The sequence below is a fragment of the Pseudomonas sp. H3_A02 genome (genome assembly GCF_054671965.1).
Map to the genome: position 1 here is coordinate 2,462,958 of NZ_CP162807.1, position 24,083 is coordinate 2,487,040.

Genomic DNA, 24,083 nt, shown 5'->3' on the forward strand with positions numbered 1-24,083 from the left:
CATTACCATTCGGCAAAATTTTTATAAGTTCAGATTTTTACTTAGTAGACGCCTGATCTAACAGGCCACAAAGCTGATGGGAGAGGACTGAATGAGCAATGACGGCGTGAATGCAGGCCGGCGTCGCTTCCTGGTAGCAGCCACATCCGTGGTGGGTGCTGCAGGAGCGGTGGGGGCTGCGGTCCCGTTCGTGGGGTCATGGTTTCCCAGCGCCAAGGCGAAAGCCGCAGGTGCACCGGTGAAAGTGAATGTCAGCAAGATCGAGCCAGGCCAGCAGATGATTGCTGAGTGGCGCGGCCAGCCGGTGTTCATCGTCCGCCGTACAGAGGAAATCCTGGGGAATCTGAAAAAGATCGAGGGTCAGTTGTCCGACCCGACCTCCAAGAACTCGACGCAACCGACCTATGTCGATCCGGAAACCCGTTCGATCAAGCCTGAGGTCCTGCTGCTGATCGGTATTTGCACGCACCTGGGTTGCTCGCCAACGTTCCGCCCTGAAGTGGCCCCTGCCGATCTGGGCAAGGATTGGGTCGGTGGTTATTTCTGCCCTTGCCACGGCTCCCACTACGACCTGGCCGGTCGCGTCTACAAGTCGCAACCTGCACCTCTGAACCTGCCAGTTCCCCCGCATTCCTATGAGACCGATGACATCATTGTCGTTGGCGTCGATACGGAGAAAGCGTGATGAGCAAACTAATGGATTGGGTTGATGCGCGCTTTCCCGCGACCAAAATGTGGGAAGACCATCTCAGCAAGTACTACGCTCCGAAAAACTTCAACTTCTTCTACTTTTTTGGTTCCCTGGCACTGCTCGTTCTGGTCAACCAGATCGTCACCGGTGTCTGGCTGACCATGAGCTACACCCCGTCGGCGGAAGAAGCGTTTGCCTCCGTCGAATACATCATGCGCGACGTCGAGTACGGCTCGATCCTGCGTCTGCTGCACTCCACCGGCGCTTCGGCGTTCTTCATCGTGGTCTACCTGCACATGTTCCGTGGCTTGCTCTACGGTTCGTACCAGAAGCCGCGTGAGCTGGTGTGGGTCTTCGGCATGCTGATCTACCTGGCGCTGATGGCAGAGGCCTTCATGGGTTACTTGCTGCCGTGGGGCCAGATGTCCTACTGGGGCGCCCAGGTGATCATCTCGCTGTTCGGTGCGATCCCGGTCATCGGTGACGACCTGACCCAGTGGATCCGTGGTGACTACCTGATCTCGGGCATCACCCTGAACCGCTTCTTCGCCCTGCACGTGGTCGCCCTGCCGATCGTGATCCTTGGTCTGGTGGTGCTGCACATCCTCGCGCTGCACGAAGTCGGCTCGAACAACCCGGATGGCGTGGACATCAAGAAACACAAGGACGAGAACGGCGTACCGCTGGATGGCATCGCCTTCCACCCGTACTACACCGTGAAAGACATCGTCGGCGTGGTGGTCTTCCTGTTCATCTTCTGCTCCATCGTGTTCTTCTTCCCGGAAATGGGCGGTTATTTCCTCGAGAAGCCGAACTTCGAACAGGCGAACGCGTTCAAGACCCCTGAGCACATTGCCCCGGTCTGGTACTTCACGCCGTTCTACGCGATTCTGCGAGCGATTCCGGACAAGCTATTGGGCGTTATTGCCATGGGCGCGGCCATCGCCGTGCTGTTCGTCCTGCCGTGGCTGGACCGCAGCCCCGTCAAGTCGATGCGCTACAAAGGCTGGCTGAGCAAGATCTGGCTCGTGGTGTTCTGCATCTCGTTCGTGATCCTGGGCGTGCTGGGCGTACTGGCACCGACACCGGGGCGTACGCTGCTGTCGCAGGTTTGCACCTTCCTGTACTTCGCCTACTTCATTCTGATGCCGTTCTACACCAGGCTCGAGAAGACCAAACCGGTTCCGGAAAGGGTGACTGGCTGATGAAAAAGCTATTTTCTGTACTGATTCTTGCTGCTTTGCCCGTACTGTCCTTTGCGTCCACGTCGAGTGGGCCGGAACTGGAAAAGGTCGACATCGACGTTTCCGACAAAGCGGCCATGCAGGACGGCGCACGTACGTTCGCCAACTACTGCATGGGTTGCCACAGTGCCAAGTTCCAGCGCTACGAGCGCGTTGCCGATGACCTGGGCATCCCCCACGAGCTGATGCTCGAGAAGCTGGTGTTCACCGGTGCCAAACTGGGCGATCACATGACCATCGGCATGCAGCCTGCGGACGCCAAGACCTGGTTCGGCGCCGCGCCGCCGGACCTGACCCTGGTGGCCCGTGTGCGTGGCACCGACTGGCTTTACGGTTACCTGCGTTCGTTCTACGAAGACCCTGCACGTCCTTGGGGTGTGAACAACAAGGTCTTCCCGAACGTCGGCATGCCTAACGTTCTGGTCGGCCTCCAGGGGCGTCAGGTGGTAGGCTGCAAACAGGTTCAGATCGTTGAAGACGGCAAAAAGCAATTCGACCCGCTGACAGGCTCCGCTTTGACCCATGAAGCCTGCGACCAGCTGACCGTATTGCCGAACACCGGCAGCCTGACCCCGGAGCAGTTCGATGAGAAGGTCAAGAACCTGGTGACCTTCCTGGCCTATTCGGCCAACCCGGTGAAGCTGGAGCATCAGCGCATCGGTACCTATGTATTGCTGTACCTGGCGTTCTTCTTCGTATTCGCTTACCTGCTCAAGCGTGAATACTGGAAAGACGTGCATTGATAAAGCTGTAAGCCATTGCTGTTAATCGTGCGCGCCCAAGGGCGTCTCTAGATATGTAACGAACCTGGCCCGCCAGGTGTTACGGGAGACGCCCTCTGGGCGCGCTCGTTTTTCCGTTTTTCGATAATTTCAACAAGCGAGGAGGATCGCCATGGGCGTGACCAATCGGTTGGCCTGTTACTCCGACCCCGCCGACCACTATTCCCACCGGGTACGTATCGTACTGGCAGAGAAGGGTGTCAGCGCCGAGATCATTTACGTCGAAGCGGGTCGTCAGCCGCCGAAGCTGATCGAAGTGAACCCTTACGGTAGCCTGCCCACACTGGTCGATCGTGACCTGGCGTTGTGGGAGTCGACCGTGGTGATGGAATACCTGGATGAGCGTTATCCGCATCCACCTTTACTGCCGGTTTATCCTGTCGCGCGTGCCAACAGCCGTTTGCTGATCCATCGCATCCAGCGTGACTGGTGCGGGTTGGTGGATCTGATCCTGGATTCCCGGACCAAGGAGCCGGCGCGGGTCGTGGCGCGCAAGGAGTTGCGTGAAAGCCTGACGGGCGTATCGCCGCTGTTCGTCGACAAACCGTTTTTCCTCAGTGAGGAACAAAGTCTGGTGGATTGCTGCCTATTGCCCATACTCTGGCGTTTGCCGATTCTGGGTATCGAACTGCCGCGGCCTGCCAAGCCGCTGCTTGATTATATGGAGCGCCAATTTGCGCGTGAGGCATTCCAGGCGAGTCTGTCTGGCGTCGAACGCGACATGCGCTAAGGCTTAGGGAGCCGCTATGAACTCCAGTCGACCTTATCTGGTCCGCGCGCTCTATGAGTGGATTGTGGACAATGATTGCACCCCGCACATGCTGGTCAACGCCGAGTTTCCGTCGGTGCAGGTGCCGCAGGGTTTTGCCAATGATGGGCAGATTGTTTTGAACGTGTCGCCAGCCGCTGTGCGTCACCTGCATATGGATAATGACGCCGTCAGCTTTGAAGGGCGTTTCGGTGGTGTGCCACACACCCTGTACGTGCCTGTTGCTGCGATTCTGGGGATTTATGCCCGGGAGAATGGCCAGGGTATGGTGTTTGAGCTGGAAACGCCGTTGGACGGTGAAGAAGAGTTCGAGCCGGATGATGACCTGCCGCCACCGGATGACGAGCCGCCGCGTCCTAGCGGGCGGCCGAGTTTGAAAGTGGTGAAGTAGCGGGTTGTGCTAAAGGCCATCCGGTCATGGGCTGGGTGAAAGCCTGGCAGCTTGGTTAGGAAAATGCCTGTGTCGTGAGATACGGGCATTTTTTTTTGTGGTGTCATGGTTTGTGTGTATATCCGTTGCTGCGGTAACGGCGGCTTAGGGTTCCGCCCTTACGGCGGGTCACTTTTGAAGAGCGCAAAAGTAACCAAAACGCTACATGCCCCACCACTTGGTGCCTCGCTTAGGCTCGGCATGCCCTCACTCCGGCATTGCTCCGTGGGCCCGCCGCGAAGGGCCATCCATGGCCCAGCGCGGCTATCCCGGCATCCATGCCGGGATGCCCACTCCACAATGCCTGCGTTCGGCCATCGTGGTTAACGGGGCGTCCGAGATCAACGTCCACCGCGAGGCGGCCTTATAGCCGACCTGGCTCTTGATGGGGACCGCGTTTCCCCTGTGGGAGCGGGCTTGCTCGCGATGAGGCCAGCAAGCCCAGCATCCATGTGACTGAACCACCGCCATCGCGAGCCAGCTCGCTCCCACATTCGATCTTCAGTGAGCACAAAATTCATGTCCAAACACAGACCCCCTGTGGGAGCGAGCTTGCTCGCGATGAGGCCAGCAAGCCCAGCATCCATGTGACTGACCCACCGCCATCGCGAGCAAGCTCGCTCCCACATTCGATCTTCAGTGGGCACAAAATTCATATCCAAACACAGCCCCCCTGTGGGAGCGAGCTTGCTCGCGATGAGGCCGGCAAGCCCAGCATCCATGTGACTGAACCACCGCCATCGCGAGCCAGCTCGCTCCCACATTCGATCTTCAGTGGGCACAAAATTCATATCCAAACACAGCCCCCCTGTGGGAGCGAGCTTGCTCGCGATGAGGCCTGCAGCTCAACATCCATGTGATCGAACCACCGCCATCGCGAGCAAGCTCGCTCCCACATTCGATCTTCAGTGGGCACAAAATTCATGTCCAAACACAGACCCCCTGTGGGAGCGAGCTTGCTCGCGATGAGGCCGGCAAGCCCAACATCCTTGTGACTGAACCACCACCGTCGCGAGTAGGCTCGCTCCCACACTCATTCCTGCGGCAGAAACGCGATCCGACCAAGAACCAGGTCGGCTATCAGGCCGCCTCGCGGTGGACGTTGATCTCGGGCGCCCCGTTAACCACGATGGCCGAACGCAGGCATTGTGGAGTGGGCATCCCGGCATGGATGCCGGGATAGCCGCGCTGGGCCATGGATGGCCCTTCGCGGCGGGCCCACGGAGCAATGCCGGAGTGAGGGCACACTGAGCCTAGGCGAGGTGCCAAGTGGTGGGGCAGAAGCGTTTTGGTTACTTTTGCGCTTCTCAAAAGTGACCCGCCGTAAGGGCGGAACCCTAAGCCGCCGTTACCGCAGCAACGGATATACACGCCGACACCAAAAAACGAAGCCAAAAAAAACGGCGCTTTCCATCTCTGAAGAAGCGCCGTTTTTCTTGGATAACTGAAGTATCAGTCAATGTACTCAAACAACTTGACGATTTTCTGCACCCCGGACACACCCTGCACCAAATTAGTCGCCTGCGCGGCCTCTTTCTTGGTCAACAACCCCAGCAAATAGACAATGCCATTCTCGGTCACAACCTTGATGCGCGAACCAGGAATGCTGGCGTCGGTGAGCATCTGGGTCTTGATCTTGGTGGTCAGCCAGGCGTCATTCTGGCGCGCCAGCAGCGAGGAAGGTTGCAGGACCTGCAGTTCGTTGTGCACGGTCTTGACCCGTTGCACGGCGCTGGCTTCCTGCTCGGCCTTGGCCTTGAGGTCGGCACGCGGGGTCTGGCCGGCCAACAGCACGACACCGTTGAAGCTGGTAACGACGATGTGCGAGTTGTTGTCCAGGTCCGGGTCGGCCTTGGCGATGTTCACGCCGACCTTGGTTTCAATCAGGGAGTCGTCGATCTTGCTGCCGAAGGTGCGGGTGCCGCGGTCGTCTTCAATCGGCTTTTCCCGGCTGGCGTTAACCACCGATGTGCAGCCGCTGATGCCGAGGCATAGGGTCAGGGCCAGAAGGCCTAGGCGATTAGGGGTCATTCTTCACTCCCGAACAGTTGGCTGTCGATCAAGTCGCAAAGGCAGTGGATCGCCAGCAGGTGGACTTCCTGGATACGTGCGGTGACATTGGCCGGTACGCGGATCTCGACGTCTTCGGGCAATAGCAGTGATGCCATGCCACCGCCGTCACGACCGGTCAATGCTACGACAATCATTTCGCGATCATGTGCGGCCTGGATCGCTTGAATAATATTGGCCGAGTTGCCGCTGGTGGAAATCGCCAGCAGCACATCGCCGGGTTGGCCCAGGGCGCGGATCTGTTTGGAGAAGACTTCGTTGTAGCTGTAGTCGTTGGCAATCGAGGTGATCGTCGAGCTGTCGGTGGTCAGGGCGATCGCCGGCAGGCTCGGGCGTTCACGCTCGAAGCGGTTGAGCAGTTCCGAGGAGAAGTGCTGGGCGTCGCCGGCCGAGCCACCATTGCCGCACGAAAGCATCTTGCCCTCGTTGAGCAAGGCGTTGACCATCACTTGGCTGGCTTGCTCGATGTGCGGTGCAAGTACGTCCATCGCCTGTTGCTTGGTGTCGATACTGGCCTGAAAAAGCTGGCGAATTCGCGATTGCATGTCCATCTGTGTGACCTTAAGTAGCGCGGCTTATGGGCACAAACATGTGCGGCGCGCAAAGCAAAGAGCAAAAGAGTTAGGTGAAGGTGTCCGGCTCGGCATGGGCGCTCAACTGTCGAAGGCGTTCTGCAGCCAGTTCAACTGGGCGGCGTCGCTGTCGATGGCAACCACGTCGAAGCGGCAGGGATAATCGGCCCAGCGAGATTCGCGTTGCAGGAAATACTGCGCGGCGAACACCAGCTTCCGGCGCTTGCGCTCGTCAATGCTGTCGAGCGCGCCACCCCATTGGGTATTTTTTCTGTAGCGGACTTCGACGAATACTACTGTATCGCCGTCAAGCATGACCAGATCAAGCTCGCCGCGTTTGCACAACCAGTTCTGCGCCACCAGCCGCAGGCCGTGTTGCTGGAGATGCGCGAGGGCCTGGCCCTCGGCATCCCGTCCGCTTTGCTGGCGTGATCGGTCAGGCATCAGCGCTGGGTGTCCGGCAGGCGCTGCACTTGGCCGTTGACGAACTCGGCCCATGGCAGTTGACGCTGTACTCGCTGGGTGGGAGACACGGCCAGGCTGCCCGACAGGCCTTCGATGCGACTGTCCGGCAACGTCTTGAGCTGGCCCAGGCGTGGTGCCAAGCGATAGGCGTCCGCGCCCATCGCGTACAACCGACCCAGGCTCCCAGCCGCCTGGGGCCACTGCGCGGTGACCTGCTTGCGCAACGGGTCATTGGCGTCGAGCAGCCACGGGGTCTCGCAGAAGCGGATACCGCTCATGTCGTTGTACTGGTTCTGGTCGCCGCTGGCGCTGAACACCGAAGACGTCGCGTAGACCGGCACGTCGCCGGCGTATTGGAAGTTCAGGGTCGGCTTGATCTGCTGGGCCTGCTGCGGTGTCGAGGCCAGGAAGATGAACTCGATGTCCTGGCGACGGGACGGCTGTGCCGCGACTGTGGTGCCAACGGTGCTTTGCAGACTCTTGGCGCGACCTTCGCTCTGGCGCAACTGGAACATGTCGGCGATCTGCTGGGCCAGTTGGACCGGCTGGTCGACCCGTTCGATGGCGACGATGGTGCCGCCGTTGGCCTGCCAGTCCTGGCTGAAGGCCTTCAGTACACGATCGCCCCATTCGCCCTTCGGCACCATGGCAGCTGCGCGGTGCAGGCCATCGGCGCGGGCGCGACGGGACACTTCACGGGCTTCATCCTCAGGTGCCAGGCCGAACTGGAACAGTTGCGGTGGCCCTTGTTCGCCTTCGCTGTAATTCAGCGCCAGGGTGGTGATCGGCAATTGCGGGCGGGTGCTGATCTGCTTGACCAGGGGTTTTTCCAGCGGGCCGATGACCAGTTGCACGCCGTCGGCCTGGGCCTTGCGATAGAGCTCGTCCATGGAGGTCAGGCTGGCGCTGTCGTAAAACTGGATGCTTGGCGGCGTCTGCCCGGCCTGCTGGGCCTGGTAGTGCGCGGCCATGAAACCCTCACGCAAGGCCTTGGCAACCGCGGCCAACTGGCCACTCTGTGGCAGCAGCAGGGCGATCTTGCTCAGTGGCTGGCTGGCCAGCTCCTTGAGTTTGACCAGGGGCGTCGGCAGTTGCAGGGCGGCGGGGTGTTTCGGGTTCTGTTCGCGCCAGTGGTCGATGGCTGCCTGCTGCTGTTCCAGGGTGCCGGCGGTCTTGACGGCCTGGGCCAGGCTCAGCCAGCCCCCGAGGTCATCGTTGGAGGCTGGCTGCAACTGATCGGTGGGCAGGGAGGCGATCAGCGACCAGATGGCTTCGTGGTTTTTCGCCGCGGCGTCGTTCTCCAGCAGAGGCGCGATGAAGATGCGCTCCTTGGCGGCGGCCAGGGTCTGGCCATCGGCCTCGAGGGCGCGGGCGCGAACGGTGCCGGTGCGGACCTGCTGCTCCACCGGCATTTCGCTCAGGTGTTGCAGGCTTGGGTGGCTCAGGGCGGTCAGGGCGGCCTTGGGCTGGTTGCGGGTCATTGCCAGTTCAGCCGACAGCGTGCTGGCGAAAATCTGCTGGCCAGGCTTGAGTTGTTCCATCGGCACTTGTTGCAGGATTTGTGCGGACTGGCCGGCATTGCCCTGGCGGTAGGCCAGATCTGCGGCGCTCAGGCGCAGCAGGGCGGCTTTTTCCGGGGTTTTGCTTTGGGTGGCCTGTTCGAGCAGCTGCTCGATACTGGCATCTGGGGTTCGTGGAAGTTCGCCAAGGCTGGACGAGGGCGAGCTGGCGCAGGCCGCCAGGAGGGCAGCGAGGCAGAGGGCGGAGAGCAGCCGCAGGCAAGCGATCATGTAAGTGTTCCTGATACGAGATCAAATTAGCGTCGAATTGTACCCAAGCACTGGCCGGGGCGCGATGTTAGTGGCGTGAATCGATCAATTTAGGTATTTCAAAGAGTGCGGCGCAGCACAAAAGGCGAGGTATTGACCCTTTGTGGCGAGGGAGCAAGCTCCCTCGCCACAAGGGCTTGTGCACCTTCCAGCGAGCAACATTGCCTCGGGTTGCCCGCTACCGCGAACAGCCGAGACCGCCGCTACACGCTACAATGGCGGTTTTTACGATCATGAGGTGCGCGTTTTGACTGCTCCAGGTGCTTTGAATTCCGCTGCCGGCTCGCTTTATGTGGTGGCGACGCCCATCGGCAACCTGGACGATATCAGTGCTCGGGCGCTGAAAATCCTGCAGGAGGTGGCGCTGATCGCGGCTGAAGACACCCGCCACTCCCAGCGCCTGCTGCAACATTTCGGCATCTCCACGCCGTTGGCGGCCTGTCATGAACACAATGAGCGAGACGAAGGCAGTCGTTTCATTACCCGGTTGTTGGCAGGCGATAACGTCGCGCTGATTTCCGATGCGGGTACGCCGTTGATTTCCGACCCTGGCTACCACCTGGTGCGCCAGGCCCGGGCGGCTGGTATCAACGTGGTGCCGGTGCCGGGGGCTTGCGCGTTGATCGCGGCGCTGTCGGCGGCAGGCCTGCCGTCGGACCGTTTCATCTTCGAAGGCTTTCTGCCGGCCAAGGCGGTGGGGCGGCGGGCACGCTTGGAAGCTATAAAGGAAGAGCCGCGCACGTTGATCTTCTATGAGGCACCGCACCGCATCCTGGAATGCCTGCAAGACATGGAGCTGGTGTTCGGCCCCGAGCGTCAGGCGCTGCTGGCCCGGGAGTTGACCAAGACCTTTGAAACCCTCAAGGGCCTGCCGTTGGCAGAGTTGCGCGGCTTCGTCGAAAGCGACAGCAACCAGCAGCGCGGCGAGTGCGTCGTGCTGGTGGCGGGTTGGACACCGCCGCAAAGCGAGGATGCCGTCAGCAGCGAGGCGATGCGCGTCCTGAACCTGTTGCTCGAGGAGATGCCCCTCAAGCGCGCCGCGGCCCTTGCGGCGCAGATCACTGGCGAGCGCAAGAATGTGCTGTATCAGGTCGCACTGGAAAAACAGAAAGACCAGTGAAACCGGGACACGGTACTGGCCCGGGGCTTTTAGCGCTTGTTCTTCAAGCGCTCTACCGTTAACCTTCGCGGCGGAGAGTCGATCGGACAGTCGCTGCCCTCTATGAGAATTAGGGGGGGAGGAAAGTCCGGGCTCCATAGGGCGAAGTGCCAGGTAATGCCTGGGAGGCGTGAGCCTACGGAAAGTGCCACAGAAAATAACCGCCTAAGCGTTTCGGCGCCGGTAAGGGTGAAAAGGTGCGGTAAGAGCGCACCGCACGGCTGGCAACAGTTCGTGGCTAGGTAAACCCCACTTGGAGCAAGACCAAATAGGGTCCCAAGGCGTGGCCCGCGCTGGGACCGGGTAGGTTGCTAAAGATGTCCAGTGATGGCCATCGTAGACGAATGACTGTTCAAGACAGAACCCGGCTTACAGATCGACTCTCCACCTTTTCCCTTCCTGCCGGAATCACTGGCAGACGCAGTTCCTAATACCAAAAAAATCTTACTCTTAACAAATCACTTTAACTTGTGCGCGCAGTCCCCTGTGCTGCTTCAGGTTGAGGCGACTTTTCCTACGTCAGATTCTTGTTACCCCTCCTGAAACGCTCCTAAATCTCCGATCTATAAGGCTTTTCCTTCATTACGCGCCTTGACGGTGCGGTGGGCGCATTCCTATAGTGTGCGCAAGTGGCGGAAAGTGGCATGAAGTGGGTTTTTTTGAAGGTAAAACGCCAAAAAGTGGAGAAACGCTGACGTGTTTCGCGGAGCTAACGCTATCAGTCTCGATGCAAAAGGCCGGCTCGCCATGCCCAGCCGGTATCGTGACGAGCTCGTTTCGCGAAGTTCGGGGCAGTTAATCGTCACGATCGACGCCGTTGACCCATGTTTGTGTGTTTACCCTCTGGATGAGTGGGAAATCATCGAAACCAAACTGCGCGCACTGCCTTCGCTGCGTGAAGAAAACCGCCGTCTGCAACGCTTGCTGATTGGTAATGCCGTCGACCTCGAACTCGATGGCAGTGGTCGTTTCCTGGTGCCACCGCGCCTGCGCGAGTACGCCAAGCTGGACAAGCGCGCGATGCTGGTGGGCCAACTGAACAAGTTCCAACTGTGGGACGAAGATGCCTGGAATGCGGTTTCTGCCGCTGACCTCGCTGCTATTCAACAACCGGGCGCCATGCCTGATGAACTGCGTGATTTGATCCTGTGACTATTGATAGCGGCTTCAACCACATCACCGTACTGCTTGACGAGGCCGTCGAGGCTCTCGCCGTACGTCCTGATGGCTGCTATCTGGACGGCACGTTCGGGCGTGGCGGGCACAGCCGGTTGATCCTCAGCCAGCTCGGTCCGGGCGGCCGCTTGCTGGGGTTCGACAAGGATCCTCAAGCGATTGCCACCGGGCAAGCGCTGGCGGCCGAAGACGGCCGCTTTGTCGTTGTGCAGCGCAGCTTTGCCGAGCTGGGTGCGGAAGTCGCCGAGCGTGGCCTGGCCGGCAAGGTCAGTGGCGTGCTGCTCGACCTGGGCGTGTCTTCGCCGCAACTGGACGACCCGGAGCGCGGCTTCAGTTTTCTCAATGACGGCCCGCTGGACATGCGCATGGATCCGTCCCGTGGGATCAGCGCCGCCGAATTCGTCAACACCGCCCCGGTGGAAGAAATCGCCCGTGTCTTCAAGGAATACGGTGAAGAGCGTTTCTCCGGCCGCATGGCCCGCGCCGTGGTCGAGCGCCGCGACATCAAGCCTTTCGAGCGCACCGGCGACCTGGCCGAGGTGCTGAAGGTTGCCAATCCGGCCTGGGAAAAGGGCAAGAACCCGGCGACCCGGGCTTTCCAGGGCTTGCGCATCCACGTCAATAACGAACTGGGCGATCTGGAAGTGGGTCTCGAGGCGGCGCTGGAAGCGCTGGAGATCGGCGGTCGCCTGGTGGTGATCAGCTTCCATTCCCTGGAAGACCGCATCGTCAAACTGTTCATGCGCAAGCTCACCAAGGGTGAAGCCGATAACCTGCCGCGCAACCTGCCGGTGCGTTTCGAAGCCTTCGTGCCGAAAATCAAGATCCATGGCAAAGCGCAGTTCGCGTCCGACGCCGAACTCAAGGCTAACCCTCGCGCCCGTAGCGCCGTCATGCGTGTCGCGGAGAAGTTGCGGTGAGCAAGCTCTTCGCCAAGCCCCTGCCCGGCGGCAGCTTTTTCATGCTGTTGCTGTTTATCGGCGTGCTCGTGTCGGCCATCGCCGTTTCCTATAGCGCGCACTGGAACCGGCAGTTGCTCAATAATCTTTACAGCGAGCTGAGCGTGCGTGACAAGGCGCAGGCCGAGTGGGGCCGGTTGATCCTGGAGCAAAGCACCTGGACCGCCCATAGCCGTATCGAAGTCTTGGCCACCGAACAGTTGAAAATGCGCATTCCCGGCGCCGCCGAAGTGCAGATGGTGACGCCATGATGAAACTCGAAGGGGCGCTGTTCCCGTGGCGGTTTCGTCTAGTCCTGGGCTTGCTCGGGCTCATGGTGGCGGCGATTTCTTGGCGCATCATCGACCTGCAGGTCGTCGACCGTGACTTCCTCAAGGAACAGGGCGATGCCCGCAGTGTGCGTCATATTCCGATCCCGGCTCACCGTGGCCTGATCACCGACCGCAATGGCGAACCCCTGGCCGTGAGCACCCCGGTGACCACCTTGTGGGCCAACGCCAAGGAAATGCAGCAGGCCAAGGAAAAGTGGCCGGCGCTGGCCGCCGCCCTCGGGCAGGATCCCAAGGCCCTGGCCGAACGCCTCGAAGCCCAGGCCAACAAGGAGTTCATTTATCTGGTGCGCGGCTTGACGCCCGAGCAGGGCCAGAGCGTGCTCGACTTGAAAGTGCCCGGTGTCTACGGCATCGAAGAGTTCCGGCGTTTCTACCCGGCCGGTGAAGTCACCGCCCACATGGTCGGGTTCACCGACATCGATGATCGAGGGCGCGAGGGTGTCGAACTGGCCTATGACGAATGGCTCGCCGGGGTCGCCGGCAAGCGACAGGTCATCAAGGACCGGCGCGGCCGGCTGATCAAGGATGTCCAAGTCACCAAAAACGCCAAGGCCGGCAAGCCCTTGGCGTTGTCCATTGACCTGCGCCTGCAATACCTGGCCAACCGCGAGCTGCGCAATGCCATCGTCGAGAACGGTGCCAAGGCCGGCAGCCTGGTGATCATGGACGTGAAGACCGGCGAGATCCTGGCGATGGTCAATCAGCCGACCTACAACCCGAACAACCGTCGCAACCTGCAACCGGCGATGATGCGCAACCGCGCGATGATCGACGTGTTCGAGCCGGGTTCGACCATGAAGGCCGTGTCCATGGCCGCCGCCCTGGAAACCGGGCGCTGGAAGCCGAGCGACACCGTCGAGGTGTACCCAGGCACCCTGCAGATCGGCAAGTACACCATCCGCGACGTGTCCAAGACCGAAGGCCCGGTGCTCGACCTGACCGGCATCCTGATCAACTCCAGTAACGTCGGCATGAGCAAGATCGCCTTCGATATCGGCGGGGAAACGATCTATCGGCTGGCCCAGAAAATCGGCCTCGGTCAGGACACAGGCCTGGGCTTCCCGGGCGAGCGTGTTGGCAACCTGCCGAACTACCGTGACTGGCGCAAGGCTGAAACCGCCACGTTGTCCTACGGCTACGGTGTTTCCGTGACCGCGATCCAGTTGGTCCACGCGTTTTCCGCGTTGGCGAACAACGGGCGCATGGCGCCGCTGACCCTGATCAAGACCGACAAGGCGCCGCAGACCACCCAGGTGATCCCGGAAAACGTCGCCAAGACCATGCAGGGCATGCTGCAACAGGTGATCGAGGCGCCGCGCGGTGTCTATCGCGCCCAGGTGCCGGCCTACCACGTGGCAGGAAAATCGGGTACAGCCCGTAAAACCTCCGTGGGCACCAAAGGCTACGCCGAGAACTCCTACCGCTCGCTGTTTGCCGGCTTCGGCCCGATGAGCGACCCGCGCTACGCCATCGTCGTGGTCATCGACGAACCGAGCAAGGCGGGCTACTTCGGTGGCCTGGTCTCGGCGCCGGTGTTCAGCAAAGTGATGTCCGGCACCCTGCGCCTGATGAACATTACCCCGGATAACCTGCCGCCGACCCAGCAGGCCAATACCGCACCGGTCATTCCCTTGAAAGCCGAAGGAGGGCGTGGCTGATGTCCCTGAGCCTGAACAAGATTTTTGCCCACGCCGGTCACGATCTGCTGATTCGCGAATTGGCCCTGGACAGCCGTAATGTACGTGCTGGGGACTTGTTCCTGGCGGTGCCGGGCGCCCGTGTCGATGGTCGCGACCATATCGCCGACGCCCTGAAGCGTGGCGCGGCCGCCGTGGCTTATGAAGTGCAAGGCGCCACCGTGCTGCCAATCACTGACGTGCCATTGATTCCGGTCAAGGGCTTGGCGGCGCAGCTGTCGGACATCGCCGGGCGTTTTTATGGCGACCCGAGCCGCCACCTGAACCTGGTGGGCGTGACGGGCACCAACGGCAAGACCAGCGTGACCCAACTAGTGGCCCAGGCCTTGGACCTGCTCGGCCAGCATTGCGGCATTGTCGGCACCTTGGGCAACGGTTTTCATGGTGCGCTGGAAAGCGGCCTGCACACCACGCCGAACCCGATTGCCGTGCAAGCGACCCTGGCGGACCTGAAAAAGGCCGGTGCCAAGGCCGTTGCGATGGAAGTTTCGTCCCATGGCCTGGACCAGGGCCGAGTGACGGCGCTGGCATTCGATGTGGCGGTGTTGACCAACCTGTCCCGGGACCACCTGGATTACCACGGCACCATGCAGGCCTACGGCGAAGCCAAGGCCAAGCTGTTTGCCTGGAATGACTTGAAGTGCCGGGTCATCAACCTCGATGACGAATTCGGTCGGCAGCTGGCCGCCGACAAGCGCGAGTCCCGGTTGATCACCTATAGCCTGGAAGATGCCAGCGCCTACCTTTATATACGTCAGGCGCAGTTCGACGACGAAGGTGTGCGCGCCACGCTGGTCACGCCCCAGGGCGAGCACCATGTGCGCAGTACCTTGCTGGGTCGCTTCAACCTGAGCAACGTATTGGCGGCCATCGGCGCCTTGCTCGGCCTGGACTATGCGCTGGACGAAATTCTCAAGGTGTTGCCAAAACTGGAAGGGCCAGCCGGGCGCATGCAGCGCCTGGGCGGTGGTGCCCAACCGTTGGTGGTGGTCGATTACGCCCATACCCCCGACGCGTTGGAAAAAGTCCTCACGGCCCTGCGTCCTCATGCCAAGGGCAAGTTGCTGTGCCTGTTCGGCTGCGGTGGCGATCGCGACCGCGGCAAGCGCCCGCTGATGGCCGAAGTGGTCGAGCGCTTGGCAGACGGCGTGCTGGTCACCGACGACAACCCGCGCAGCGAAGACCCGCTGCGGATTTTCGACGACATCCGCGCCGGTTTTACCGCTGTGGATAACGTCACCTTCGTCGCCGGACGCGGCGAGGCCATTGCCCAGTTGATCGCCAGCGCTTCGGCGGACGATGTCATCGTCCTGGCCGGCAAGGGCCATGAGGATTATCAGGAAATCAACGGCGAACGCCATGCGTTTTCCGACCTGGTGGAAGCCGATCACGCCCTGACCGCGTGGGAGGTGGCCCATGCTTAAGGCCCTGAAACTCAGCGAACTGACCAACGCCCTGAATGCACGCCTCATCGGTACGGACGCCAGCTTCGACGGTGTCAGCATCGACAGCCGGGCGATCGCGCCGGGGCAATTGTTCGTCGCCCTGACCGGGCCGCGTTTCGATGGTCACGATTACTTGAACGAGGTCGCGGGCAAAGGTGCGGTCGCGGCCCTGGTCGAGCGGGAAGTGGGCAACAGTACGTTGCCGCAATTGCTTGTCAACGACACTCGGCAGGCCCTGGGCCAGCTCGGTGCGTTGAACCGTGCGGCGTATGGCAACCCGGTCGCGGCCATCACCGGCTCCAGCGGCAAGACCACGGTCAAGGAAATGCTTGCCAGCATCCTGCGCACCCGTGGTCCGGTGCTGGCGACCCGTGGCAACCTGAACAATGACCTTGGCGTACCGCTGACCTTGCTGGAACTGGCGCCGGAACACAGCGCCGCCGTTATTGAATTGGGGGCTTCGCGCCTCGGCGAGATCGCCTACACCGTGGCCATGACCAAGCCTCATGTGGCGGTGCTCAATAACGCCGGGACCGCCCATGTCGGCGAGTTCGGTGGCCCGGAAAAAATCGTCGAGGCCAAGGGCGAGATCATCGAGGGGCTGGATGCCAATGGCGTCGCCGTGTTGAATCTCGACGACAAGGCTTTCGAAATCTGGAAGACCCGGGCGGGGGGGCGCAAGGTGCTGACCTTTGCCCTGAGCAACCTCGCCGCGAATTTCTACGCCAGCGACCTGGACCGTGATGCCCGTGGTTGCCCGGCCTTCAACCTGCACAGCCCCGACGGCGCCGAGCGGGTCCAATTGAACCTGCTGGGCACCCATAACGTTGCCAACGCCCTGGCCGCCGCGGCTGCCGCCCATGCCCTGGGCGTGTCGCTGCCGGGCATCGTCGCCGGGTTGAACGCCGTGCAGCCGGTCAAGGGTCGCTCCGTCGCGCAACTGGCCAGCAACGGCATGCGCGTGATCGACGACACCTACAACGCCAACCCGTCGTCCATGTGCGCGGCCGTGGACATCCTCGCCGGTTTCTCCGGCCGTACCGTGCTGGTGCTGGGGGATATCGGTGAACTGGGCGAATGGGCGCAACAGGGCCATCACGACGTCGGAGCCTATGCACGCGGCAAGGTCGATGCACTGTATGCGGTTGGTCCAATGATGGCCCATGCGGTCGCCGCGTTTGGCGACCACGCACGGCATTTCACCACCCAGGCCGAACTGATCCAGGCCCTGGGCGCCGAGCAGGACCCGAACACCACCTTATTGATCAAGGGTTCACGCAGCGCAGCGATGGAAAACATCGTCGCGGCCCTGTGCGGCACCGCCATGGAGAAACATTAATGCTGCTGCTGCTAGCGGAGTACCTGCAACAGTTCCACAAAGGCTTCGCGGTCTTCCAGTACCTGACCCTGCGCGGGATCCTGGGTGTGCTGACCGCGTTGTCGTTGTCGCTGTTCCTGGGCCCGTGGATGATCCGCACTTTGCAGAACCTGCAAATCGGCCAGTCGGTCCGTAACGACGGCCCGCAATCGCACCTGTCCAAATCCGGTACGCCGACCATGGGCGGCGCGCTGATCCTGTCGTCCATCGGCATCAGCACCTTGCTCTGGGCTGACCTGGCGAACCGCTACGTCTGGGTCGTGCTGTTGGTGACCCTGTTCTTCGGCGCCATCGGCTGGGTCGACGACTACCGTAAGGTCATCGAGAAGAACTCCCGTGGGCTGCCAAGCCGCTGGAAGTATTTCTGGCAGTCGGTGTTCGGCCTCGGCGCGGCGATCTTCCTTTATATGACCGCTGCCTCGCCGGTGGAGACCACCCTGATCCTGCCGATGCTCAAGGACTACAGCATCCCGCTGGGCGCAGGTTTCATCGTGCTGACCTACCTAGTGATCGTCGGTTCGAGCAACGCGGTCAACCTCACCGACGGCCTCGACGGCCTAGCGATCATGCCGACGGTCATGGTCGGCGGCGCGCTGGGGATCTTCTGCTACCTGTCGGGTAACGTGAAATTTGCCGAATACCTGCTGATCCCGTATGTGCCGGGGGCGGGCGAGTTGATCGTGTTCTGCGGTGCGCTGATCGGTGCCGGCCTGGGCTTCCTGTGGTTCAACACCTACCCGGCGCAAGTCTTCATGGGCGACGTCGGCGCGCTGGCGCTGGGCGCGGCCCTGGGCACCATCGCCGTCATCGTTCGCCAGGAAATCGTCCTGTTCATCATGGGCGGTGTGTTCGTGATGGAGACCCTGTCAGTCGTCATTCAGGTTGCTTCCTTTAAATTGACCGGCCGCCGCGTATTCCGCATGGCGCCGATCCACCACCACTTTGAACTCAAGGGCTGGCCCGAGCCGCGTGTGATCGTCCGTTTCTGGATCATCACCGTGATTCTGGTGCTGATCGGCCTTGCCACCCTGAAGCTGAGGTAGAACGAGTGTCCCTGATCGCTTCTGACCACTTCCGCATCGTTGTCGGCCTCGGCAAGAGCGGCATGTCCCTGGTTCGCTTCCTGGCGAACCGGGGCGTGTCGTTTGCCGTGGCCGATACGCGGGAAAATCCGCCTGAGCTGGCCACGCTGCGCCGTGACTATCCCCAGGTGGACGTGCGTTGTGGCGAGCTGGACGTCGAGTTCCTGTGCCGCGCCGATGAGCTCTACGTGAGCCCCGGCCTGGCCCTGGCGACTCCGGCCCTGCAGGCTGCCGCGGCCCGTGGCGTGAAACTGTCCGGTGACATCGAGCTGTTCGCGCGTAACGCCAAGGCGCCGATCATTGCCATCAGCGGCTCCAACGCCAAGAGCACTGTCACCACCCTGGTGGGCGAGATGGCCGCGGCGGCCGGCAAGCGCGTCGCCGTGGGGGGCAACCTCGGCACCCCGGCGCTGGACCTGCTCAGCGACGACGTCGAGCTGTACGTGATGGAACTGTCGAGCTTCCAGCTGGAAACCACCGACCACCTGGGCGCCGAAGTGGCCACCGTGCTCAACATCAGCGAAGACCACATGGACCGCTACAGCGGCCTGCCGGCGTATCACCTGGCCAAGCACCGGATCTTCCGTGGCGCGCGGCAAGTGGTGTTCAACCGCCAGGATGCGTTGACCCGTCCGTTGCTGGGCGAGGGCATGCCGTGCTGGTCCTTCGGCCTGGGCGTGCCGGATTTCAAAGGCTTCGGCTTGCGCGAAGAGAATGGCGAGAAATACCTGGCCTTCGAATTCCAGAACCTGATGCCGGTGCGTGAACTGAAGGTTCGTGGCGCCCATAACCAGGCCAATGCCCTGGCCGCGTTGGCCCTGGGCCATGCGGTCGGCCTGCCGTTCGACGCCATGCTGTCGGCCCTGCGCACGTTTGCCGGTCTTGAGCACCGCTGCCAGTGGGTGCGCGACCTCGATGGCGTGGCCTGGTACAACGACTCCAAGGCCACCAACGTCGGTGCCGCGCTGGCGGCCATCGAAGGGCTGGGGGCGGATATCGAAGGCAAGCTTGTGCTGATCGCCGGCGGCGACGGCAAGGGCGCCGACTTCAAAGATCTGCGCGACCCCGTGGCGGCCAACTGCCGTGCCGTGGTGCTGATGGGCCGCGACCGCGAATTGATTGCCCAGGCCCTCGGCGATGCCGTGCCGCTGGTTCGCGTCGGTTCGCTGGACGAGGCGGTGCAGCAGTGCCGCGCCCTCGCGCAACCGGGCGATGCGGTGCTGTTGTCACCGGCCTGCGCCAGTTTCGACATGTTCAAGAACTATGAAGAGCGAGGGCAGTTGTTCGCCCGGGCCGCGGAGGACTTGGCATGAGCCTGATGAATATCATCAAGCCGTACCCGTCGCCGCTGATCACCGGCCGCGGCATCGACCTGGATTTCCCGATGCTCGCCGGTTGCCTGGCCTTGCTGGGCCTGGGCCTGGTGATGATTACCTCCGCGTCGTCGGAAGTGGCCGCCGTGCAGTCGGGCAACACGCTTTACCACATGATCCGCCACCTCATTTACCTGGTGATCGGCCTGGGCGCGTGCATCGTCACCATGATGGTGCCGATCGCCACCTGGCAACGCCTGGGCTGGCTGATGCTGCTCGGTGCCTTTGGCCTGTTGGTGATGGTGCTGGTGCCGGGAATCGGCCGCGAGGTCAACGGTTCCATGCGCTGGATCGGCTTCAGTTTCTTCAACGTCCAGCCTTCGGAGATCGCCAAGGTCTTCGTGGTGATCTACCTCGCCGGTTACCTGGTGCGTCGCCAGAAGGAAGTGCGTGAGAGCTGGATGGGTTTCTTCAAGCCGTTCATCGTGTTGCTGCCGATGGCGGGCCTGCTGCTGATGGAGCCGGACTTCGGCGCCACGGTGGTGATGATGGGCGCGGCGGCGGCGATGCTGTTCCTGGGCGGCGTCGGGCTTTTCCGGTTCACCCTGATGGTGGCGCTGGCGGTCGGCGCGGTGACGGTGCTGGTACAGGCGCAACCGTATCGGATGGCGCGCCTGATCACCTTTACCGACCCGTGGGCCGACCAGTTCGGTTCCGGCTATCAGTTGACCCAGGCCCTGATCGCCTTCGGCCGCGGCGAATGGCTGGGCGTCGGCCTGGGCAACAGCGTGCAGAAACAGTTCTACCTGCCGGAAGCCCATACCGACTTCGTGTTCTCGGTCTTGGCCGAAGAACTGGGCGTGGTGGGTTCCCTGTGCACCGTTGCCCTGTTCGTGTTCGTCTGCGTGCGCGGCATGTACATCGGCTTGTGGGCCGAAAAGGCCAAGCAGTTTTTCGCCGCCTACGTGGCGTATGGCTTGTCGTTCCTGTGGATCGGCCAGTTCCTGATCAACATCGGCGTGAACGTCGGCCTGTTGCCGACCAAGGGTCTGACGCTGCCGTTCCTCAGTTATGGCGGCAGCTCCCTGGTGATCTGCTGCGCCTGTCTCGGCCTGTTGCTGCGCATCGAATGGGAGAGTCGAACCCACCTGGGCAGCGAAGAGATGGAATTCCAGGAGAGCGACTTCGCCGAGGAGCCGACTCATGGGCGCTAACGTGCTGATCATGGCCGGCGGTACCGGCGGGCACGTGTTCCCGGCGCTGGCTTGTGCCCGGGAATTCCAGGCGCGCGGCTACACCGTGCACTGGCTGGGGACGCCGCGGGGCATCGAGAACGAACTGGTGCCGGGTGCGGGCCTGGAGCTGCACCGGATCGACGCCAGCGGCCTGCGGGGCAAGGGCAAGTTGTCGTTGCTCAAGGCGCCGTTGATGCTGCTCAAATCGGTCTGGCAGGCGCGGGCGATCATCCGTCGGTTGCGCCCGGTGTGCGTGGTCGGGTTCGGTGGTTATGTGACCGGCCCTGGCGGTATTGCGGCGAAATTGGCCGGTGTGCCGGTGATCGTCCACGAGCAGAACGCCGTGGCCGGTACCGCCAATCGGTTACTGGTGCCGTTGGCCGCCCGGGTCTGTGAAGCTTTTCCCGACACCTTTACCCTGTCGGGCAGCCGCCGCACCACCGGTAACCCGGTGCGTACCGAGCTGTTCCTCGAAACACCGCGCCCGGCCCTGGCCGGACGCAAAGCGCGTTTGCTGGTCCTGGGCGGAAGCCTGGGAGCAGAACCGTTGAATAAATTGCTGCCCGAAGCCCTGTCGCAGGTCGCCCCCGAACTGCGCCCGGAAGTGTTTCACCAGGCCGGCAAGCACCACGATGAAGTGACCGCCGAGCGCTACCGCGCCGCCGGCGTCGAGGCGCAAGTGCAGCCTTTCATCAAAGACATGGCCCAAGCCTATGGCTGGGCCGACCTGGTGGTCTGCCGCGCAGGCGCGCTGACCATCAGTGAACTGGCTGCCGCCGGTCTGCCCTCGATGCTGGTGCCTTTGCCCCACGCCATCGACGATCACCAGACCCGTAACGCCGATTATTTGGCCCGTGAAGGCGCTGCCTTCCTGATGCCGCAAAGAACGACTGGCGCCGCGGATCTTGCCGCCCGCCTGACAGAGGTTTTGATGCAGCCGCAACGACTTGAAGACATGGCCCGCGCCGCACGCCGCCTGGCCAAACCCGATGCCACGGCCCAAGTGGTCGATACCTGCCTGGAGGTGGCTCATGGTTGAGAATCGCAAAGCCATGCCGCAACCGGAAATGCGCCGTATCCGCCGCATCCACTTCGTCGGTATCGGCGGCGTGGGTATGTGCGGGATCGCCGAGGTGTTGCTGAACCTGGGTTACCAGGTCTCGGGTTCCGACCTGAAGGCTTCCCCGGTCACCGAGCGCCTGGAGTCCTTCGGTGCGCAGATATTTATCGGCCACCGTGCCGAAAACGCTGCCGATGCCGACGTGCTGGTGGTTTCCAGCGCCGTTAACACCTCCAACCCGGAAGTCGCCACCGCCCTGGAGCGCCGTATTCCCGTGGTGCCACGGGCCGAGATGCTCGCCGAGCTGATGCGCTATCGCCACGGCATCGCCGTTGCCGGTACCCACGGCAAGACCACCACCACCAGCCTGATCGCTTCGGTGTTCGCTGCCGGTGGCCTGGACCCGACCTTCGTGATCGGCGGTCGTCTGAATGCCGCGGGCACCAATGCCCAGCTGGGCACCAGCCGCTACCTGATCGCCGAAGCCGACGAGAGCGATGCGAGCTTCCTGCACCTGCAACCGCTGGTGGCCGTGGTGACCAACATCGACGCCGACCACATGGCGACCTACGACGGTGACTTCAACAAACTGAAGAAAACCTTCGTCGAGTTCCTGCACAACCTGCCGTTCTACGGTCTGGCGGTGGTGTGCCTGGACGACCCGGTGGTGCGTGAAATCCTGCCGCTGATCAAGCGTCCGACCGTGACCTACGGCTTTGGCGAAGACGCCGACGTGCGCGCCATCAACGTGCGCCAGCAGGGCATGCAGACGTTCTTCACTGTGTTGCGCCCTGATCGCGAGCCGTTGGACGTGTCGGTGAACATGCCCGGCAACCACAACGTGCTCAATGCCTTGGCCACCATCTGCATCGCCACCGACGAAGGTGTCAGCGATGAAGCCATCGTCCAGGGCCTGTCTGGGTTCCAGGGTGTGGGCCGACGCTTCCAGGTCTACGGCGAACTGCCGGTGGACGGCGGCAACGTGATGCTGGTGGACGACTACGGCCATCACCCGACCGAAGTCGCGGCGGTGATCAAGGCCGTGCGCGGTGGCTGGCCGGAGCGGCGCCTGGTGATGGTCTACCAGCCGCACCGCTATAGCCGCACCCGCGACCTGTATGACGATTTCGTCCAAGTGTTGGCCGACGCCAACGTGCTGCTGCTGATGGAAGTCTACCCGGCCGGTGAAGAACCGATCCCGGGGGCCGACAGCCGCCAGCTGTGCCACAGCATTCGTCAACGCGGCCAGTTGGACCCGATCTACATCGAACGCGGCGTGGACCTCGCGCCGTTGGTCAAGCCGCTGCTGCGCGCCGGCGACATCCTGCTGTGCCAGGGTGCCGGTGACATCGGTGGCCTGGCCCCGAAACTGTTGAATAGTCCGTTATTCGCCGGAGCAATCGTGGCCTCCAGCGAGGGGAAACTGAAATGACTGCTGCCTACGCCAACCTGGTTTCGACCCTCGATCCGAAAGCCTTCGGCCGCGTGGCCGTGCTGTTCGGTGGCAAGAGCGCCGAGCGCGAGGTGTCCCTCAAGTCCGGCAATGCCGTGCTGCAAGCCTTGCAAAGCGCCGGCGTCGACGCCTTCGGCATCGACGTGGGCGACGATTTCCTGCAGCGCCTGCTGAGCGAAAAGATCGACCGCGCGTTCATCATCCTCCACGGCCGTGGCGGTGAAGACGGCAGCATGCAAGGCCTGCTCGAATGCCTGGGGATTCCCTACACCGGCAGCGGCATCCTGGCATCCGCCCTGGCGATGGACAAGCTGCGCACCAAGCAGGTCTGGCACAGCCTTGGCATTCCGACGCCGCGTCACGCCGTGCTGGCGTCCGAGGCCGATTGTATTTCGGCGGCCACGGAACTGGGCTTCCCTTTGATCGTCAAACCGGCCCATGAAGGTTCAAGTATCGGCATGGCGAAAGTGACTTCGCTGCCTGAGTTGACCGCGGCATGGAAAGACGCCAGTTCCTACGATTCGCAAGTGTTGGTCGAACAATGGATCACCGGTCCCGAGTTCACCATCGCCACCCTGCGTGACCAGGTGTTGCCCCCGATTGCGCTGGGCACGCCCCACACGTTCTACGACTACGACGCCAAGTACATCGCCAACGATACCCAGTACCGCATTCCCTGCGGGCTGGACGCTGCCAAGGAAAAAGAACTGATGGACCTCACGGCCAAGGCCTGTGAGGCGCTGGGTATCGCCGGTTGGGGCCGGGCAGACGTGATGCAGGACGCCGATGGGCAGTTCTGGTTCCTGGAAGTCAATACCGCCCCTGGCATGACCGATCACAGCCTGGTGCCCATGGCGGCCCGTGCCGCCGGTCTGGATTTCCAGCAACTGGTGCTGTCGATCCTGGCCGCCAGTGTCGGCCATCAAGAGCCAAGAGGTTAAG

General features: G+C 62.0%; 22 protein-coding genes and 1 other RNA gene. 19 read left to right on the top strand and 4 right to left on the bottom strand.

Annotated features, from left to right (window positions below):
- Window positions 1-91: 91 nt before the first annotated feature.
- The 5 genes from petA to AB4N80_RS10865 all read left to right on the top strand — a co-directional run bounded on the left by petA (window position 92) and on the right by AB4N80_RS10865 (window position 3,877).
- Window positions 92-685, top strand: coding sequence for a ubiquinol-cytochrome c reductase iron-sulfur subunit (gene petA, locus AB4N80_RS10845; protein WP_008060255.1), 594 nt, complete (start codon window positions 92-94; stop codon window positions 683-685).
- Window positions 685-1,896: a cytochrome b gene (locus tag AB4N80_RS10850; RefSeq protein WP_030138561.1), complete on the top strand. Its 1,212-nt coding sequence runs from the start codon at window positions 685-687 to the stop codon at window positions 1,894-1,896. Before petA ends, AB4N80_RS10850 begins: the two co-directional genes overlap by 1 nt.
- On the top strand, window positions 1,896-2,678 hold the full coding sequence (locus tag AB4N80_RS10855) for a cytochrome c1 (RefSeq protein ID WP_122567017.1): 783 nt from the start codon (window positions 1,896-1,898) through the stop codon (window positions 2,676-2,678). The genes AB4N80_RS10850 and AB4N80_RS10855 overlap by 1 nt, the downstream gene beginning before the upstream one ends.
- Window positions 2,679-2,829: 151 nt before the next feature.
- Window positions 2,830-3,447, top strand: a complete 618-nt coding sequence (locus AB4N80_RS10860) for a glutathione S-transferase N-terminal domain-containing protein (RefSeq protein WP_003178195.1) — start codon at window positions 2,830-2,832, stop codon at window positions 3,445-3,447.
- Window positions 3,448-3,463: 16 nt separating this feature from the next.
- Window positions 3,464-3,877: a ClpXP protease specificity-enhancing factor gene (locus AB4N80_RS10865; RefSeq protein ID WP_122567016.1), complete on the top strand. Its 414-nt coding sequence runs from the start codon at window positions 3,464-3,466 to the stop codon at window positions 3,875-3,877.
- A gap of 1,491 nt (window positions 3,878-5,368) precedes the next feature.
- On the opposite strand, the gene AB4N80_RS10870 is transcribed toward AB4N80_RS10865, so the two are convergent.
- From AB4N80_RS10870 to AB4N80_RS10885, 4 genes are all read right to left on the bottom strand, one after another.
- Entirely contained in the window at window positions 5,369-5,947 is a 579-nt protein-coding gene (locus tag AB4N80_RS10870; protein ID WP_003178201.1) for a BON domain-containing protein, read from the bottom strand.
- The gene (locus tag AB4N80_RS10875) at window positions 5,944-6,537 is read right to left on the bottom strand and encodes a phosphoheptose isomerase (protein WP_007928463.1); all 594 of its coding nucleotides are present in this window, start codon (window positions 6,535-6,537) and stop codon (window positions 5,944-5,946) included. The genes AB4N80_RS10870 and AB4N80_RS10875 overlap by 4 nt, the downstream gene beginning before the upstream one ends.
- Before the next feature lie 102 nt (window positions 6,538-6,639).
- On the bottom strand, window positions 6,640-7,002 hold the full coding sequence (locus AB4N80_RS10880; protein WP_122567014.1) for a YraN family protein: 363 nt from the start codon (window positions 7,000-7,002) through the stop codon (window positions 6,640-6,642).
- Window positions 7,002-8,813: a penicillin-binding protein activator gene (locus tag AB4N80_RS10885; RefSeq protein WP_460081940.1), complete on the bottom strand. Its 1,812-nt coding sequence runs from the start codon at window positions 8,811-8,813 to the stop codon at window positions 7,002-7,004. The genes AB4N80_RS10880 and AB4N80_RS10885 overlap by 1 nt, the downstream gene beginning before the upstream one ends.
- A gap of 286 nt (window positions 8,814-9,099) precedes the next feature.
- Between AB4N80_RS10885 and rsmI the strand changes: the two genes are divergently transcribed.
- From rsmI to AB4N80_RS10955, 14 genes are all read left to right on the top strand, one after another.
- Entirely contained in the window at window positions 9,100-9,972 is an 873-nt protein-coding gene (gene rsmI, locus AB4N80_RS10890) for a 16S rRNA (cytidine(1402)-2'-O)-methyltransferase (protein WP_460081943.1), read from the top strand.
- 74 nt (window positions 9,973-10,046) lie between these two features.
- An RNA gene (gene rnpB, locus AB4N80_RS10895) (RNase P RNA component class A) lies at window positions 10,047-10,399 on the top strand.
- A 308-nt stretch (window positions 10,400-10,707) separates the two neighbouring features.
- Window positions 10,708-11,163 carry a division/cell wall cluster transcriptional repressor MraZ gene (gene mraZ / locus AB4N80_RS10900; RefSeq protein WP_003205355.1) on the top strand — a complete coding sequence of 152 codons (456 nt, stop codon included), beginning with the start codon at window positions 10,708-10,710 and terminating at the stop codon, window positions 11,161-11,163.
- On the top strand, window positions 11,160-12,107 hold the full coding sequence (rsmH, locus tag AB4N80_RS10905) for a 16S rRNA (cytosine(1402)-N(4))-methyltransferase RsmH (RefSeq protein ID WP_163006791.1): 948 nt from the start codon (window positions 11,160-11,162) through the stop codon (window positions 12,105-12,107). The genes mraZ and rsmH overlap by 4 nt, the downstream gene beginning before the upstream one ends.
- Complete coding sequence (gene ftsL / locus AB4N80_RS10910) at window positions 12,104-12,397, top strand: cell division protein FtsL (protein WP_122567011.1); 294 nt, start codon at window positions 12,104-12,106, stop codon at window positions 12,395-12,397. The genes rsmH and ftsL overlap by 4 nt, the downstream gene beginning before the upstream one ends.
- Window positions 12,397-14,136: a peptidoglycan D,D-transpeptidase FtsI family protein gene (locus AB4N80_RS10915; RefSeq protein ID WP_163006792.1), complete on the top strand. Its 1,740-nt coding sequence runs from the start codon at window positions 12,397-12,399 to the stop codon at window positions 14,134-14,136. The genes ftsL and AB4N80_RS10915 overlap by 1 nt, the downstream gene beginning before the upstream one ends.
- Window positions 14,136-15,599: a UDP-N-acetylmuramoyl-L-alanyl-D-glutamate--2,6-diaminopimelate ligase gene (locus tag AB4N80_RS10920; protein ID WP_122567009.1), complete on the top strand. Its 1,464-nt coding sequence runs from the start codon at window positions 14,136-14,138 to the stop codon at window positions 15,597-15,599. Before AB4N80_RS10915 ends, AB4N80_RS10920 begins: the two co-directional genes overlap by 1 nt.
- A complete protein-coding gene (locus AB4N80_RS10925; protein ID WP_460081949.1) occupies window positions 15,592-16,959 on the top strand; it encodes a UDP-N-acetylmuramoyl-tripeptide--D-alanyl-D-alanine ligase in 1,368 nt (455 codons plus the stop codon). The genes AB4N80_RS10920 and AB4N80_RS10925 overlap by 8 nt, the downstream gene beginning before the upstream one ends.
- The gene (gene mraY, locus AB4N80_RS10930) at window positions 16,959-18,041 is read left to right on the top strand and encodes a phospho-N-acetylmuramoyl-pentapeptide-transferase (RefSeq protein ID WP_053124966.1); all 1,083 of its coding nucleotides are present in this window, start codon (window positions 16,959-16,961) and stop codon (window positions 18,039-18,041) included. Before AB4N80_RS10925 ends, mraY begins: the two co-directional genes overlap by 1 nt.
- A 5-nt stretch (window positions 18,042-18,046) precedes the next feature.
- Window positions 18,047-19,393 (top strand): UDP-N-acetylmuramoyl-L-alanine--D-glutamate ligase, encoded by a 1,347-nt coding sequence (gene murD, locus AB4N80_RS10935; protein ID WP_460081954.1) that lies wholly within the window; start codon window positions 18,047-18,049, stop codon window positions 19,391-19,393.
- Entirely contained in the window at window positions 19,390-20,607 is a 1,218-nt protein-coding gene (gene ftsW, locus AB4N80_RS10940; protein ID WP_122567006.1) for a putative lipid II flippase FtsW, read from the top strand. The genes murD and ftsW overlap by 4 nt, the downstream gene beginning before the upstream one ends.
- A complete protein-coding gene (gene murG, locus AB4N80_RS10945) occupies window positions 20,597-21,667 on the top strand; it encodes an undecaprenyldiphospho-muramoylpentapeptide beta-N-acetylglucosaminyltransferase (protein ID WP_122567005.1) in 1,071 nt (356 codons plus the stop codon). Before ftsW ends, murG begins: the two co-directional genes overlap by 11 nt.
- Window positions 21,660-23,120 (top strand): UDP-N-acetylmuramate--L-alanine ligase, encoded by a 1,461-nt coding sequence (gene murC / locus AB4N80_RS10950; protein WP_460081959.1) that lies wholly within the window; start codon window positions 21,660-21,662, stop codon window positions 23,118-23,120. Before murG ends, murC begins: the two co-directional genes overlap by 8 nt.
- Window positions 23,117-24,082 carry a D-alanine--D-alanine ligase gene (locus AB4N80_RS10955; protein ID WP_122567003.1) on the top strand — a complete coding sequence of 322 codons (966 nt, stop codon included), beginning with the start codon at window positions 23,117-23,119 and terminating at the stop codon, window positions 24,080-24,082. The genes murC and AB4N80_RS10955 overlap by 4 nt, the downstream gene beginning before the upstream one ends.
- Window position 24,083: the final 1 nt, after the last annotated feature.